A 14388-nucleotide genomic window follows, 5' to 3' on the forward strand; every position below is an offset into this window, starting at 1 on the left:
TGGCCAGGATGTTCACACCCTCGACCATGCGTGCGCGGGCTTCGCCGCCGAAAATGACGTCTTTTGCTGCCATGTTAATTCTCCAGAATATTCAAAAAAGTTTTACGGGACCGTTGTTGGGAAAGAAAGCGTAGCGAGCGGCTGTCAGGCTAGGCGCACCGCGCACAGCAACCGGAACGTACTTGGGTACGTGAGGATTGCGAGCACGGAGCAACGACGCATGACGGCCGCGAAGTAGCTTTATTTCTCGACAACAGCGAACAGGTCGTCTTCTTTCATGACCAGCAGTTCGTCGCCATCGACCTTGACGGTCTGGCCGCTGTATTTGCCGAACAGGACGCGGTCGCCGACCTTGACGGCCATGGCGCTGATTTCGCCCTTGTCGTTCTTTTTGCCGGGGCCCACTGCCAGCACTTCGCCTTGATCAGGCTTTTCAGCGGCGCTGTCGGGAATGACGATGCCGGAGGCGGTTTTGGTTTCGTTTTCAACACGTTTGACGATCACGCGGTCGTGCAGGGGGCGAAGTTTCATGGGAGCTCCTTGTTTTGAAACAGGTTTGGAATCAGAAAGCACCATCGCAGGACGGCGGGTGCTTGTGCATGGGCTGGCGTAAGTGATTGTTAGCACTCAATACCATCGAGTGCTAATCATAAGGCTGTTTGGAGGCCGTTTCAAGTTCGGGAAGCAAAAAATGGCGTTCCAATGCGCTGATCAGCCGGTCCAGGGGGATAGAAAGCGCTGGCTGTCCTACAAAAGACCCGCCTGCGTCTGACATGGGAGGAACGATTCCCCCTCTAAAGTGGCTTCAAGATCACTGAAGGCAGTGCAAGCCACATCCGGGGGAATTTTATGAACCAGTTTGCAATTGACATGACGGCCCACCAACCGGTTTTGCGTTCCGGGTACGCCGTACCGGGAGACACGCGTTTGCCTGCAGGCGGGCGCATTGGTCCTGCGCGTACGGCCTGGCCGTTTCTGGTCACTCGCAGTCCCCGGGGTGATCAACAGGCGCTCGCGCAGGAGGCTGGCAGTCCATCCGGTTTTGCCAGTTGACCCCGGTTTGAAGTGACTATCAAGGCATAGCAGCATGGGTGACGCAAGCATTGGATCGGGCCAGCCGGCAGACAGCAATCAAAACGCGGTCGACAAGAACACGACCCCCCGCAAGACTTTCGGCGAAGAAGGCACCAACAAGACACAGTCCACGCCGGATCCGAATGCCCAGCCCTCTGATGTAGGCGCTGGCGGCAAATTCATCGAACCGACGCCTTTCACGCGCTGAGTTCAGTCACGCCCAAAAAAGCCACCGCTTGGTGGCTTTTTGCTGTCTGTCGGTTTTGGCAGGCTGCACATGATCTTGCCTACATGTGCTGCACACGAATATTTGCCATGGCCAAACGGGTGATACCGAATCGGCCTTCAGTCCTACAGCAGCCTGCGGATGGAAAACTGGAATTTCCTGAAACCGCTGACTATTATTTTTCAAAGTGAGATGAACGGCTCTTTCTGATGCCTGATTGCGTTGCCGCTTGTCCTGCTTGACGCCATCTCTGGCAGATAACTTTGCTTATTCGAACACATGAAGATTCAGGACAATCCCAACCCATCCCTCTTATCCACGGGGATCGCTGGCCTCGACAACATTCTGGGCGGCGGTTTGACCAAGGACCGTATCTATCTGATTGAGGGCGAACCCGGCACGGGCAAAACCACCACCGGGCTGCAATTCCTGGTCGAAGGCGCCAGGCACGGCGAGTCGGTGGTTTACATCACACTTGCCGAGACCGGGGGCGAGTTGCGGGGCGTGGGCGAGTCCCACGGCTGGGACATGCAGGGCATCCATATCCAGGAAGTGCTGCCCTCGGAGAACCTGCTGCAACCCGAGGCCCAGTACACCATGTTTCATCCATCGGAGGTCGAGATGGGCACCACCATGCAGCTGATCCTTGCCGCGATCGAGGAGCGCAAGCCGACCCGGGTGGTGATTGATTCGCTGTCGGAATTGCAATTACTGGCCGATACGCCGCTGCGCTACCGGCGTCAGGTGCTGGCGCTCAAGCAGTTTTTTGCCAGCCGTTCCTGCACGGTGATGATGCTCGACGACCGCACCGCTGCCGGCATCGACCTGCAGGTGCGCAGCATCGCGCATGGCGTGATCACGCTGGAGCAGTCGGTCAAGGAATATGGGGCGGAGCGGCGCCGGGTTCGGGTGGTCAAATACCGCGGCATGGCCTTTCGCGGTGGCATGCACGACTACGACATCCAGTACGGCGGGCTGTGTGTCTACCCGAGGCTGGTGGCCGCAGACTCCCGGATCATGGAAAAGCGGGAGCAGCTCAAGAGCGGCTTGATTGCGCTGGACGCGTTGCTGGGCGGCGGGCTGGAAGAAGGCACCAGCACGCTGATCGCCGGTCCGCCGGGCACCGGCAAATCCTCGCTGGCTGCCCAGTTTGTCGCCGCCGCTGCGGAGCGCGGCCAGCGCAGTGCCATGTTTCTGTTCGAGGAAGCCGCCAGCAACCTGCTCAACCGCGCCGACGGGCTGGGCATGCGGGTGCGTGGGCCTTATACCGAGGGTTTGCTGACCATCCAGCAGATCGATCCGGCGGAGCTGTCGCCCGGCGAGTTCGCCACAGCGGTGTGCAGGGCTGCGGACGAGGGCGCGAAGGTGGTAGTGATCGACAGCGTCAACGGCTACCTCAACGCCATGCCCGATGAACGCTTTTTGACCACCCATCTGCACGAGTTGCTGACCTACCTGGGTCAGCGTGGTGTGGTCACCATCCTGGTCGGCGTTCAGCAGGGCATGCTGGGCGGCCAGATGTCGACCACCGTGGATGCCAGTTACCTGGCCGACAACGTGCTGATGTTGCGTTACTTCGAACATGACGGGGAGGTCAAACAGGCCGTGTCAGTGTTCAAGAAACGCGGCAGCCTGCACGAGCGCACGATTCGGCAGTTTTCCATGTCCGCCGACGGCATCCATGTCGGCGAGGTGTTGCGGGGCTTTCGCGGCATTCTGACCGGTGTACCGGTTTACCTGGGGAATACGGGCAGCGCGGCAGGCAGCGAATCCGGGGTCCGCTAAGTGGAGCGGCGTATCGTCATCTGCACCCCGACCGGGCAGGATGCGAGCCTGACGTCCAGGGTGTTCCGTTCGGTGGGCATCGGCTGCATGGTGTGCCGCGACACCGGGGAGTTGCTCGAACAGTTGCCCCGTGGTGCGGGTGCCCTGTTGCTGGCCGAGGAAGTGATCAGCGGTGCAGCCATGCGGCCGCTGGCCGAGTATGTGGCCAGCCAGCCGACCTGGTCAGACCTTCCGATTCTGCTGCTGACACGCAGCGGCGCCGATTCGCTGGATGTACGGCGTGCCGTGGACCGGCTGGGCAATGTGACCCTGATGGAGCGACCGGTGCGCACCATTGCCCTGATCTCTGCGGCCCGTTCTGCAATCCGGGCGCGGGAGCGCCAGTACCAGGTCCGGGATGCTGATCAGCGCAAGGACGAGTTTCTGGCCACGCTGGCGCATGAGCTGCGCAATCCGCTGGCGCCGATACGCACATCCATGGGTATTCTCAAACACCTGCATCCGGATTCCGACCCGGTGACCCGGCTGCGCAATGTGGTGGACAGGCAGGTCACCCACCTCACGCGGCTGGTGGACGACCTGCTCGACGTCGCCCGGATCACCAGCGGCAAGGTGGTTCTCAAGAAAGACCGCATCACCCTGCAGTCGGTGGTCAATCACGCCATCGAGATATCCAGCTCCTCCATGGAGGCCAAGAAACACCGGCTGGATGTGAACGGGACGGAAAGCGATTACCTGCTCAACGCGGACCACGCGCGCCTGGTGCAGAGTGTGGCCAATCTGCTGGTCAATGCCGCCAAGTTCACGCCGCCTCAGGGGCATATTGTGCTGGCGACGCAGGTGCGTGGGGATACCGTGACATTCAGCGTGCGGGACAACGGCATCGGACTGGAGCCGGTGTCGCTGACGCGCATTTTTGACCTGTTTGCACAGACGCCAGTGCCTGGGGAGGCGCCGACCGGCCTGGGCATCGGCCTGAGCCTGGCCAGGCAATTTGCGGAAATGCATGGCGGCAAGCTGCATGTTGTGAGCGAAGGTCTTGGCCGTGGCAGCGAATTTGTACTGACGTTACCGGTGGTGGTCGAGCAGAAACAAGGCCCGCTGAGACCGGAGGTGGCGGTCATCGCGCCGGCTGTTTCCGGCCGCCTGAGAAAAGTCCTGGTGGTTGACGACAACGTTGATGCGGCCGATACCCTGGGCGCCCTGCTGGGCATGGACGGCTTTGCCGTGAGTACCGCGTATGACGGTGTCGCCGCGGTGGCGCAGGCCAGGGCAGTCGCTCCCGATATCGTGGTCATGGATATCGGCATGCCAGGCATGGACGGTTATGACGCCGCGCGCCTGATCCGGCAGCAGCCGGGCGGGAACAGGATTTTGCTGATCGCGCTGACAGGCTGGGGCCAGTCAGCCGACAGAAAACGTGCCAGCGAAGCGGGGTTTGACCACCATCTGGTCAAACCCGTGGATTACGAATTGCTGGTGAAGTGCCTGCAACCGCCCCCCGCGGAGCGTGTGGCGCAGCGCGCCTGAACTGCAGGCACGACACACGGCGGGGCCGGCGCACCTGTCGAGCCGTCGATGCTTACTTGAGGCCGGCTGCAGCCCGGAGGGCCGCAGCTTCATCAGTTCGTCGGCTTGGGCCCGAAGCCTTTGGCTCTTAACTTCGCTTCGCTCGGGCCTTACAGGCCCGCAGCAGCCCGCAGCACGGCAACCTTGTCCGTTTTTTCCCAGGTGAATTCCGGCTCGTCGCGGCCGAAGTGACCGTAGGCGGCGGTTTTTTCGTAGATTGGACGCAACAGGTCCAGCATCTGGATGATGCCTTTCGGGCGCAGGTCAAAGTGCTCATTGACCAGGGCCGAGAGTTTTTCGTCGGACATCACGCCCGTGCCTTCGGTGTACACCGTGACATTCATCGGGCGTGCCACGCCGATGGCGTAGGCCACCTGGATCTGGCACTGGCGCGCCAGGCCAGCGGCCACGATGTTTTTGGCCACGTAACGGGCGGCGTAAGCGGCCGAACGGTCGACTTTCGAGGGGTCCTTGCCTGAAAACGCACCGCCGCCATGCGGGCAGGCGCCGCCGTAGGTGTCGACAATGATCTTGCGGCCGGTCAGGCCGCAGTCGCCCTGCGGGCCGCCGATGACAAAACGGCCGGTGGGATTGATCAGGTACTTGGTGTCCTTGAGCCATTCCTTGGGCAGCACCGGCTTGATGATTTCTTCAATGATGGCTTCAATGAAGGAGGCCTTCATCTTGTGCGGGGTTTCGCTCTGGTCGGGGCTGTGCTGCGAGGAGAGCACAACGGTGTCGATGCTGTGCGGCTTGCCGTCCACATAACGCATGGTGACCTGGCTTTTGGCGTCCGGGCGCAGGAAAGGCAGGCGGCCGTCCTTGCGCAACTGGGCCTGGCGCTCCACCAGGCGGTGTGCGTAATAAATCGGGGCAGGCATCAGATCCGGCGTCTCGTCGCAGGCGTAACCGAACATCAGGCCCTGGTCACCGGCGCCGGTGTTCAGGTGGTCGTCGGACGCGTGGTCCACGCCCTGGGCGATGTCGTTGCTCTGCTTGTCGTAGGCAACCAGCACTGCGCAACCCTTGTAGTCGATGCCGTATTCGGTGTTGTCGTAACCGATGCGCTTGATGGTGTCGCGTGCGACCTGGATGTAATCCACATGCGCATTGGTGGTGATTTCACCGGCCAGCACCACCAGACCGGTATTGGTCAGCGTCTCGGCGGCCACGCGCGACAGCGGGTCCTGCTTGAAGATGGCATCAAGGATGGCATCGGAAATCTGGTCGGCAACCTTGTCGGGATGGCCTTCGGAGACGGATTCGGAAGTAAAGAGAAAATCGTTCGCCATTGCGTACACTCCATGAAGTTAGTCGGCGCGTTGCCGGCTTGGGGTGCCTCGGCGAACGCTTTAGCAGTTTGGTTTAATGTCGCCCTGCAAGTAGTTCAATAACTCGGCGACAAGTTTAATTATATCGCCTTTGTCCTTTGTCCTTTGCCACGGTGCCCGGCCCTATCCGCCTTTCATGATCCTGCTGTTCCGTTTTTTCTCCCACTGGCCTTTGCGCGCGCTGCATGCGCTGGGCGCAGCCCTGGGCTGGCTGGTCTGGCTGCTCAGCCCCAGCTACCGCCGGCAGTTTCGCGCCAACGTGACGCAGGCCGGCATCACTGTCGAGGCTGCCCGGCCGGCGATTGCCGAGGCCGGACGTTTTGTGGCGGAACTGCCCAAGCTCTGGATGCGGCCACAAACCGAGTCATGCCTGGGCAATGTGCGGGTTGAAGGCCAGATACATGCCGAGCAGGCCTTTGGCCGGGGCCGGGGGGTGATTTTTTTCGGACCGCATTGCGGCAGCTTCGAACTGGGCCCGCAGGCGCTGGCCGAACTGTATGGCCCGATCACCGCGATCTACCGGCCGGCCCGCAAGTCCTGGCTGGCGACGATTGAACGGGCGACCCGTCAACGGCCGCAACTGACGGTGGTGCCCGCCAGCCTGAGCGGCATCCGGCTGATGCACCGGACCCTCAAGGCCAACCAGGCGGTGGCTCTTCTGACCGACCAGGTGCCGCCCGAGGGCCTGGGGGTGTGGGCGCCATTTTTTGGCAAGCCGGCCTACACCATGACGCTGGCGGCCCGGTTGGCGTTGCAAAGTGGAGCCGTGCTGCTGCCGGTGAGTTGCGAGCGGCTGCCGCGCGGCGCAGGTTATTTTCTCAAGATCTGGCCGCCCGTGGCCGGTCTGCAGGCGCAACCATCGCCGGCGGCCGAAGCCGGCCCGCGCACCGGACCATCGCCGGCGGACATCCTCCATGGCGTGACGCGCATCAACCAGGCGATCGAGGCCATCGTCCTGAGCCAGCCGGGACAATACCTCTGGGGGTATGCGCGTTACAAGACCCCACGCAAGGACGCATTTTGAAGCCCCCCCGTCCATGGTTTGGCCGCCTGGTCACCCGCGCCGGCATCTGCCTGATGCAGGTGCTGGCGGTGTTTCCGCTGCCCGTGGCGCGGGCGCTCGGTGTGGCCCTCGGCTGGACGCTGTATGCCCTGGTCGGGGCGCGCAGGCGTGTCGTGCGGGCGAACCTGCAGTTGTGCTTCCCCTCGCTCGTCGAGGGCGAGCGACGCCGGCTGACGCAGCAGACCTTTGTGTATTTTGCGCAGGCCTGGCTGGATCGCGCCTGGCTGTGGCATGCGCCCCGGGACTGGGTGCAACGGCGTGTCCGGCTGACTGGTGCCGTGCACGAACTCGCCGGCAACGACCCCACGGTCATCTTTCTGCCGCATTTCGTCGGTCTCGATGCGGCCTGGGCCGCCGCCGCCCTGCATTCGCCGCGCCAGTCCACGACGATTTACACCGACCAGTCGAACAAGCTGGTGGACCGCTGGATATTGCGTGGCCGGCAGCGTTTTGGCCACCTGCGGCTGTTCGGACGGGCCGACGGCGTCAAGCCCATCGTGACGGCCCTGCGCGAGGGGCAGCCGCTGTACCTGCTGCCCGACATGGACTTTGGCCCCGACGATTCCGTGTTTGTGCCGTTTTACGGCCTGCCGACAGCGACCGTGCCTTCGCTGTCCCGCTTCGCCCGACTGGGCCGCGCCAAGGTGGTGCCCCTGGTGCCGCGCCTGACTACCTGGGGCTACGAGGTGGAGGTTCTGCCGGCCTGGACCAACTTCCCGTCGGACGATCCGGTGGCCGATACCGCTTTCATGAACGCCCAGCTGCAGTCCTACATCGACACCATGCCGGCGCAGTACTACTGGGTGCACAAACGCTTCAAGACGCGGCCGGAAGATCAGCCCTCGCTTTATTAGGCCGGATCAGTCCGGATTGTCAAGTGTTTTTAGCCTCCAGCCCTTGCAGGACGGGCGCCAACAGCTATAAAAATAGTAGCTAACAGGCTTGCCCCAGAAAATCCTGCAGATACCCAGCTACCCGTTCGGGCTGTTCATGCACGATCCAGTGGGAGGCGCCCGGCACCTGCTGCAGCTGCATGTCTGGCACGTAGTCGGCCAGGCCCTCGATCAGGGCCGGCGGCAAGGCGATGTCGTCGAGCGCCCAGATCACCAGTGTCGGCAACAGGACCATCAAGCGCTCGCGCGCCAGCGTGACGGCTGCGGCGGCCGGGTCGTTGTGCGGTGGCCCGGGCCGGGGCGGACGCAGCGGCGAGGCGCGGTACAGGTTGCAGCCGCCGGTGAGCCCGGCACCCCAGACCTCGCGGTACTGTTGCCTGACGCTGTCCGTGAGCCAGGCCGGCTGGTTGTCGCTGCCGTTGGTCAGAAACTGCCACAGGCGGCGGAAGTCGTCCCTGGCCAGCAGTGTTTCGGCGTCCGGGCGAATCAGGAAATTCATGTAGGCGCTGGCGGCCTGCTGGGCCGGCGAACGCTGCAGCTCGCGCAAAAACGTGCCGGGATGGGGCGAGTTGATGATGGCGAGTTTTTTCATCAGCTGCGGCATGGCGGCGGCCAGGTTCCAGGCAATCGCGCCGCCCCAGTCATGCGCCACCAGGCATTCAAGCTGGGGCCTGTCGGCCGGGCAGACTGCCGCCACCAGCGCGGCGATGTCCTGCATCAGGTGTTTGGGCCGGTAGGCATCCACTTCCGGCGGCGCACTCGACTTCTCGAAGCCGCGCAGGTTGGGCGCGATGCAGAAGTAAGCACCGTTTTCCGGTCTGGCAAAGTGCGCCAGCAGGGCGTCCCAGACAAATGCCCCTTCCGGAAAGCCGTGCAGGAACATCAGGACCGGCCGGCCCGGCTCACCCGCCATGCGGCAGGACAGGCTGATGCCGTGGGGCAGGGGGATCAGGCGGGTTGCAATCATGGTGCTATGCATTCAGGAGCTGCCTGCGCCCGTGTTCTCTGGGTTGCGGGCAGTTTTGCTTGAAAAATGCACAAGCGGCAGGGCTGGCCTGCCCCGCCGGGACTCAGCCTTCGCCGGCTTCCTCTTCCGGTGGCGGGGTAAGCGCCGCCTTGCTTGCCTTGTCAGGCTTGACCGGGGGATGGGCCCACTGCCACAGGTGCTGGGCCACTTCTTCCACGCCTTGCCGCTTGAGCGCAGAAAACAGTTTGACATCGCCGCCGCCGGCCTGCAGTCGCACAATGGACAGTGCCTTGGCCGCCTCGGTTTTGTTGAGCTTGTCGGACTTGGTCAGCAGCACCAGAAATTTCAGGCCTTCCTCAACCCGCGGACGGATCACATCGAGCAGGATTTCGTCGAGCTCGGTCAGTCCCAGGCGCGGGTCGCACAGCAGGACCACGCCCTTGAGGTTGTCGCGCGTCTGCAGGTAATTGCCCATCACCTGCTGCCAGCGGTACTTGGCGGCCTTGGGCACGGCCGCGTAGCCATAACCCGGCAAATCGGCCAGCACCGCATCGGTCACCCCCTGTTTGCCGAGCGAAAACAAATTGATGCTCTGCGTGCGGCCCGGGGTCTTGGAGGCAAAAGCCAGGCGGTTGATCTGGGTCAGCGTGTTGATGCAGGTGGACTTGCCCGCGTTGGAGCGGCCGACAAAGGCAATCTCTGGAAACTCGTACATAGGCAGGTGCTTGAGCTCGGGCGCTGTGGTCAGGAACTTGGCAGTGTGCAGCCAGCCCATGGCAATTTTCGCCTCGGCGGACTGGGGCGGCTGGGCGGCCAGCGCGGCAGCCATTTTGGCCGCCGCTTCTTTGGGCGGCGCCCGTTTGGCTGTCGGCTTCTGCGTTTTAACGGGTGTAGATCGGGGAGATATGCTCATATTTGGGATTGTCCCCCAAGCCATTGTAAAATCAGGGAGTTTTGCGATGGTCGGCGCCCCGGCGGGCTGTTAATTTCAGCCCAAGCTGGGCGCCGATTGCCTGGTCCACCTTAGAGTCAACTATTAAACCCCCGATATGAAGCTTGTTTCCACTTCGTTGATTACTTATTTATTCGCTGCCCTGATGGTCGTGCCGGCCGTGTCGCGGGCGGCCGGTGAGGCCGCTCCGGCCCAGGTGGCCAAGCCGGATCTGGTCAAGGGGGAGGCCACTTACACCGCGGTGTGTGTCGCCTGCCACGCGGCGGACGGCAATTCCGCGATTGCCGCCAACCCGAAACTGGCGCAGCAGCACCCCGAATACCTGGTCAAGCAGCTCCAGGAGTTCAAGTCGGGCAAGCGCAACAATGCCGTCATGAAGGGTTTTGCCAGCGCCCTCAGCGACGACGACATGAAAAACATCGCTTACTGGGTGACCACCAAAAAGGCCAAGCCCGGGTTCGCGAAGGACAAGGCCCTGGTGACGCTGGGCGAGCGCATTTACCGCGGCGGCATCGCCGACCGGCAGGTGCCGGCCTGCGCCGGTTGCCACAGCCCGAACGGCGCTGGCATTCCCTCGCAGTACCCGCGCCTGGGCGGCCAGCATGCCGAATACACCGCGACCCAACTGACGACCTTCCGCGACGGCGTGCGCAATAACAATCTGCAGATGACGCAGGTTGCCGCCAAGCTGAACGACCGGGAAATCCGTGCCGTGGCTGACTACATCGCCGGTTTGCGCTGAATCCCCTGAAAATTCCATGGAATCCGTGGCGGGGGAAATGGTGAAACCGCCTTCCCGGGAAAATACAGGGGCTCGCCCGGTTTGTATTGAACCCCAGCCAGAATAGTCACTCCATACAGGGCGGGTCTTTTGCAGAAGACCCGCCTTTTTTGTTTCCGCCCTACCGAATACCACGCATGACCGTTCCCAGCCACGCAGTTTCCACCCACGGCCTGAGGCTCAAGGCGGGCTCGCATGCCCTGCGCTCCACCGTGGAGTTGCTGTCGTCAATGCGCTTTTCCATCTCGCTGCTCACGGTGATCTGCATCGCCTCGGTGATAGGCACGGTGCTCAAGCAGCAGGAGCCGATTGGCAACTACGTCAACCAGTTCGGTCCGTTCTGGGCCCAGGTGTTTGGCGCCGTCAGCCTTTACACGGTGTACAGCGCCTGGTGGTTCATGCTGATCCTGGCCTTTCTGGTGGTCTCCACCTCGCTTTGCATCAGCCGCAACACACCGAAAATTCTCGCTGACCTGAACCAGCTCAAGGAAAACATCCGGGAACAAAGCCTCCAGGCTTTCGGCCACCGCGCCCAGGCGACGCTGGTTGAAGGGCCTGAAGCGGCCGCGCGGCGTATCGGGCAGACGCTGGTGCAGGGTGGCTGGAAGGTCAAGCTGCAGCAGAGAACCACGTCTGGCGGAGAAGGCTGGATGGTGGCGGCCAAGGCCGGCGCTGCCAACAAGCTGGGCTACATCGCGGCTCACAGCGCCATCGTGCTGGTGTGTGTGGGCGGCCTGCTTGATGGCGATCTGATCGTGCGTGCGCAGATGTGGCTCAACAACAAGTCGATCTACACCGGCGGTGGACTGATTGCCGATGTGCCGGCCCAGCACCGGCTGAGCGAGCGCAACCCCACCTTCCGCGCCAACCTGCTGGTCGCCGAGGGAACGCAGTCAAGCACCGCCATCCTGAACCAGCCTGGCGGCGTCCTGTTGCAGGACCTGCCTTTTGCGGTGGAGCTGAAAAAATTCATTGTCGAGTACTACTCGACCGGGATGCCCAAGCTGTTTGCCAGCGATATCGTGATTCACGACAAGGCAACCGGCGAGAAGATCCCGGCCCGCGTCGAGGTCAATCACCCGGTTCGCCACAAGGGCATAGAAATTTACCAGTCCAGTTTTGACGATGGCGGCTCCAGCGTCACGCTCAAGGCAGTGCCCCTGGCCGTCGGAAGCCAGGCGACGAGCAAGGCTTTTGAAATCCAGGGCACGATTGGCGGCTCGAGCAGCCTGACGAATGGTCAAGGGGAAGGCGCCGAAAAAATGACGCTGGAATACACCGCGCTGCGTGTCATCAACGTCGAGAATTTTGGCGGCTCGGGCAGCATGGGGGCAGGCTCGGGTGTGGATGTGCGCAAGGTTGATCTGCGCCAGTCCCTCGATGCGCGCCTGGGCGCGGCGAACAAGACCCGAGAAAAGAAGGAATTGCGCAACGTCGGCCCCAGCGTGACCTACAAGCTGCGCGATGCGTCCGGCCAGGCCAAGGAGTTTCACAACTACATGCTGCCGGTCAAGATGGACGCAGCCGAGTCCAGCCCGGCGCTGTTTTTGCTTGGTGTGCGCGAAAATCCGGCCGAGCCTTTCCAGTACCTGCGCATCCCAGCCGATGAGCAGGGCAGCATGGAAGGCTTTTTGCGTCTGCGGCGCGCGTTGGCCGACCCCGCCCAGCGCGACCAAGCCGTCAAGCGTTATGTGCGTCAGGCCATCGCGGCGGACCGGCCCGATCTGGCGGCGCAACTGTCCGCGTCCGCGTCGCGGGCGCTGGCCCTGTTCGCCGGGCCGGATCAGCCGGTGAGCGGCGCCCAGACCAGGCCGCTGGCAGGGCTGCAGGCAATCTCTGACTTCATGGAAGCCAATGTGCCGGAAGACGAGCGCAACCGCGCCGGCGAGGTGCTGGTACGCATTCTCAACGGCGTGCTGTTCGAACTGGCGCAGCTCACGCGTGAGCAAAGCGGCCTGCAGCCGCTGCCGCGCGACGACACAACCCAGGCTTTCATGGCTCAGGCCGTGTTGTCCCTCAGTGATGCCCACTATTACCCGGCGCCCATGGCGTTTGAACTGAAGGACTTCACCCAGTTGCAGGCCAGCGTGTTCCAGGTGGCGCGTACACCCGGGAAAAATATTGTTTACCTCGGCTGTGCGCTCCTGATTCTGGGCATCTTTGCCATGCTGTATGTGCGCGAGCGCCGCCTCTGGGTCTGGCTGGCGCCCGCCGGAGGCGCTGCGGATTCCGCGGAATCCCGAACAGGATACGAAAAGGGGCCAGAATCGGGCGCAGGCAGCCAGGCGACCATGGCCATGTCGACCAACCGCCAGACCATGGATGGCGGCAAGGAATTCGAAATGCTGAAAATCAAACTTTTACAGGTGCCACGATGAACACCACCACTACCCTGAGCTCGCGCACCACGGACGCGACGACCATCAGCCTGCAGGAAGGCTATTTCGCCAAGCGCAACGCGCTGGACTGGATTTTTGCGGCCATCGCGCTGGCCGGCGGACTGTACGGCCTTGCCAGGTACGGCGCTTTCATGGATGTCTATGAAAAAGGCATTTTGCTGGGCGCCATTCCTGCCGTGATTGCAATGGGCTGGTTCTGGCGGCCGTTGCGCGCGCTGATGCTGCTGGTGGCGGGATTTTCCCTGCTCGGCATCGTGTCTTACCAGGGCGATCTGGCACGCGCCGAACAGGTGTTCTGGCTCAAGTATTTCCTGTCCAGCCAGTCGGCTATTTTGTGGATGAGCGTGCTGTTTTTCATGAGTACCGCGTTTTACTGGATGGGCATGTTTGCCCGGGGGCAAAGCGGCACGATGGAGCTGCTGGGCTCGCGGATTGCCTGGGTGGCTGTGGGCATGGCACTGGTCGGCACCATGGTGCGCTGGTACGAAAGCTACCTCATCGGCGCCGACGTCGGCCACATTCCGGTCAGCAACCTGTACGAGGTGTTCGTGCTGTTCAGCTGGATGACCGCTGCGTTCTACCTTTACTTCGAAGCCCATTACAAGACCCGCACCATGGGTGCGTTTGTGATGCTGGTGGTGAGTGCCGCCGTAGGATTCCTGCTCTGGTACACCGTGGTCCGCGAAGCGCATGAAATCCAGCCGCTGGTGCCTGCCCTCAAGAGCTGGTGGATGAAACTGCATGTGCCTGCCAACTTCATCGGTTATGGGATGTTCTCGCTGGCGGCCATGGTGTCGCTGGCTTACCTGATCAAGCAGCAGGCGCTTGAGACCCGCTGGTACAAGCTGACGCCACTGTGGCTGCTGGGTGTGGTCCTGTGTTTTGTGCCGATTGTGTTTCGCAAGTCGACCGAGATCGGGGGCACCAATTACTGGCTCGGTTATCTGCTGGTCTCCGGCCTGATAGCCGCCACCATTTTGCTGGGCCGCCAGCGCATTGCTGCCCGACTGCCGAGCGCCGAAGTGCTCGACGATGTGATGTACAAGGCCATTGCCGTCGGTTTTGCGTTTTTCACCATTGCCACCGTGCTGGGCGCCTTGTGGGCAGCCGAAGCCTGGGGCGGCTACTGGAGCTGGGACCCCAAGGAAACCTGGGCATTGATTGTCTGGCTCAACTATGCGGCCTGGCTCCACATGCGGCTGATGAAAGGCCTGCGTGGTACCGTGGCTGCCTGGTGGGCCCTGGTCGGGCTGGCCGTCACCACCTTTGCCTTTCTGGGGGTGAACATGTTCCTGTCCGGCCTGCACAGTTACGGAACCTTGTAGCCGGGATTTGAATCCTTGTAAGA

At 62.3% G+C, this 14388-nt stretch carries 12 protein-coding genes; 8 read left to right on the top strand and 4 right to left on the bottom strand.

Going from position 1 to position 14388, the window contains the following annotated elements:
- Positions 1–240: 240 nt before the first annotated feature.
- Entirely contained in the window at positions 241–531 is a 291-nt protein-coding gene (gene groES, locus PSV33_RS16395) for a co-chaperone GroES (RefSeq protein WP_096667046.1), read from the bottom strand.
- 556 nt (positions 532–1087) lie between these two features.
- Here groES and PSV33_RS16400 point away from each other — a divergent pair.
- The 3 genes from PSV33_RS16400 to PSV33_RS16410 all read left to right on the top strand — a co-directional run bounded on the left by PSV33_RS16400 (position 1088) and on the right by PSV33_RS16410 (position 4615).
- Positions 1088–1282, top strand: coding sequence for a hypothetical protein (locus PSV33_RS16400; RefSeq protein WP_300563342.1), 195 nt, complete (start codon positions 1088–1090; stop codon positions 1280–1282).
- 297 nt (positions 1283–1579) lie between these two features.
- On the top strand, positions 1580–3085 hold the full coding sequence (locus PSV33_RS16405; RefSeq protein WP_300563343.1) for an ATPase domain-containing protein: 1506 nt from the start codon (positions 1580–1582) through the stop codon (positions 3083–3085).
- Positions 3086–4615 (top strand): response regulator, encoded by a 1530-nt coding sequence (locus PSV33_RS16410; RefSeq protein WP_300563344.1) that lies wholly within the window; start codon positions 3086–3088, stop codon positions 4613–4615.
- Positions 4616–4764: 149 nt separating this feature from the next.
- Here PSV33_RS16410 and metK read toward each other — a convergent pair whose 3' ends face one another.
- Positions 4765–5946, bottom strand: a complete 1182-nt coding sequence (gene metK / locus PSV33_RS16415) for a methionine adenosyltransferase (RefSeq protein WP_300563345.1) — start codon at positions 5944–5946, stop codon at positions 4765–4767.
- A gap of 175 nt (positions 5947–6121) precedes the next feature.
- Between metK and PSV33_RS16420 the strand changes: the two genes are divergently transcribed.
- Both PSV33_RS16420 and PSV33_RS16425 read left to right on the top strand, forming a co-directional pair.
- A complete protein-coding gene (locus tag PSV33_RS16420) occupies positions 6122–7009 on the top strand; it encodes a lysophospholipid acyltransferase family protein (RefSeq protein WP_300563346.1) in 888 nt (295 codons plus the stop codon).
- A complete protein-coding gene (locus PSV33_RS16425) occupies positions 7006–7902 on the top strand; it encodes a lipid A biosynthesis acyltransferase (protein WP_300563347.1) in 897 nt (298 codons plus the stop codon). Before PSV33_RS16420 ends, PSV33_RS16425 begins: the two co-directional genes overlap by 4 nt.
- 79 nt (positions 7903–7981) lie before the next feature.
- On the opposite strand, the gene PSV33_RS16430 is transcribed toward PSV33_RS16425, so the two are convergent.
- On the bottom strand, positions 7982–8908 hold the full coding sequence (locus PSV33_RS16430; protein ID WP_300563348.1) for an alpha/beta fold hydrolase: 927 nt from the start codon (positions 8906–8908) through the stop codon (positions 7982–7984).
- A 103-nt stretch (positions 8909–9011) separates the two neighbouring features.
- A complete protein-coding gene (gene yihA / locus PSV33_RS16435) occupies positions 9012–9737 on the bottom strand; it encodes a ribosome biogenesis GTP-binding protein YihA/YsxC (protein ID WP_300563474.1) in 726 nt (241 codons plus the stop codon).
- A 220-nt stretch (positions 9738–9957) separates the two neighbouring features.
- Between yihA and PSV33_RS16440 the strand changes: the two genes are divergently transcribed.
- The 3 genes from PSV33_RS16440 (at position 9958) to ccsB (ending at position 14365) form a co-directional block, all read left to right on the top strand.
- The gene (locus PSV33_RS16440; protein ID WP_300563349.1) at positions 9958–10602 is read left to right on the top strand and encodes a c-type cytochrome; all 645 of its coding nucleotides are present in this window, start codon (positions 9958–9960) and stop codon (positions 10600–10602) included.
- 176 nt (positions 10603–10778) lie between these two features.
- Positions 10779–13019 carry a cytochrome c biogenesis protein ResB gene (locus PSV33_RS16445; RefSeq protein WP_300563350.1) on the top strand — a complete coding sequence of 747 codons (2241 nt, stop codon included), beginning with the start codon at positions 10779–10781 and terminating at the stop codon, positions 13017–13019.
- A complete protein-coding gene (gene ccsB / locus PSV33_RS16450) occupies positions 13016–14365 on the top strand; it encodes a c-type cytochrome biogenesis protein CcsB (RefSeq protein WP_300563351.1) in 1350 nt (449 codons plus the stop codon). The genes PSV33_RS16445 and ccsB overlap by 4 nt, the downstream gene beginning before the upstream one ends.
- Positions 14366–14388: the final 23 nt, after the last annotated feature.

It is taken from the genome of Polaromonas sp., from assembly GCF_029945895.1.
Taxonomy (GTDB): domain Bacteria; phylum Pseudomonadota; class Gammaproteobacteria; order Burkholderiales; family Burkholderiaceae_C; genus Polaromonas.

Bases quoted from the DNA above. Each gene is read 5' to 3' on its own strand.
- PSV33_RS16445 (WP_300563350.1), top strand. From the start codon at position 10,779: ATGACCGTTCCCAGCCACGCAGTTTCCACCCACGGCCTGAGGCTCAAG.
- PSV33_RS16440 (WP_300563349.1), top strand. From the start codon at position 9,958: ATGAAGCTTGTTTCCACTTCGTTGATTACTTATTTATTCGCTGCCCTG.
- PSV33_RS16420 (WP_300563346.1), top strand. From the start codon at position 6,122: ATGATCCTGCTGTTCCGTTTTTTCTCCCACTGGCCTTTGCGCGCGCTG.
- groES (WP_096667046.1), bottom strand. From the start codon at position 531: ATGAAACTTCGCCCCCTGCACGACCGCGTGATCGTCAAACGTGTTGAA.
- metK (WP_300563345.1), bottom strand. From the start codon at position 5,946: ATGGCGAACGATTTTCTCTTTACTTCCGAATCCGTCTCCGAAGGCCAT.
- ccsB (WP_300563351.1), top strand. From the start codon at position 13,016: ATGAACACCACCACTACCCTGAGCTCGCGCACCACGGACGCGACGACC.
- PSV33_RS16430 (WP_300563348.1), bottom strand. From the start codon at position 8,908: ATGATTGCAACCCGCCTGATCCCCCTGCCCCACGGCATCAGCCTGTCC.
- PSV33_RS16405 (WP_300563343.1), top strand. From the start codon at position 1,580: ATGAAGATTCAGGACAATCCCAACCCATCCCTCTTATCCACGGGGATC.
- yihA (WP_300563474.1), bottom strand. From the start codon at position 9,737: ATGGCTGCCGCGCTGGCCGCCCAGCCGCCCCAGTCCGCCGAGGCGAAA.
- PSV33_RS16400 (WP_300563342.1), top strand. From the start codon at position 1,088: ATGGGTGACGCAAGCATTGGATCGGGCCAGCCGGCAGACAGCAATCAA.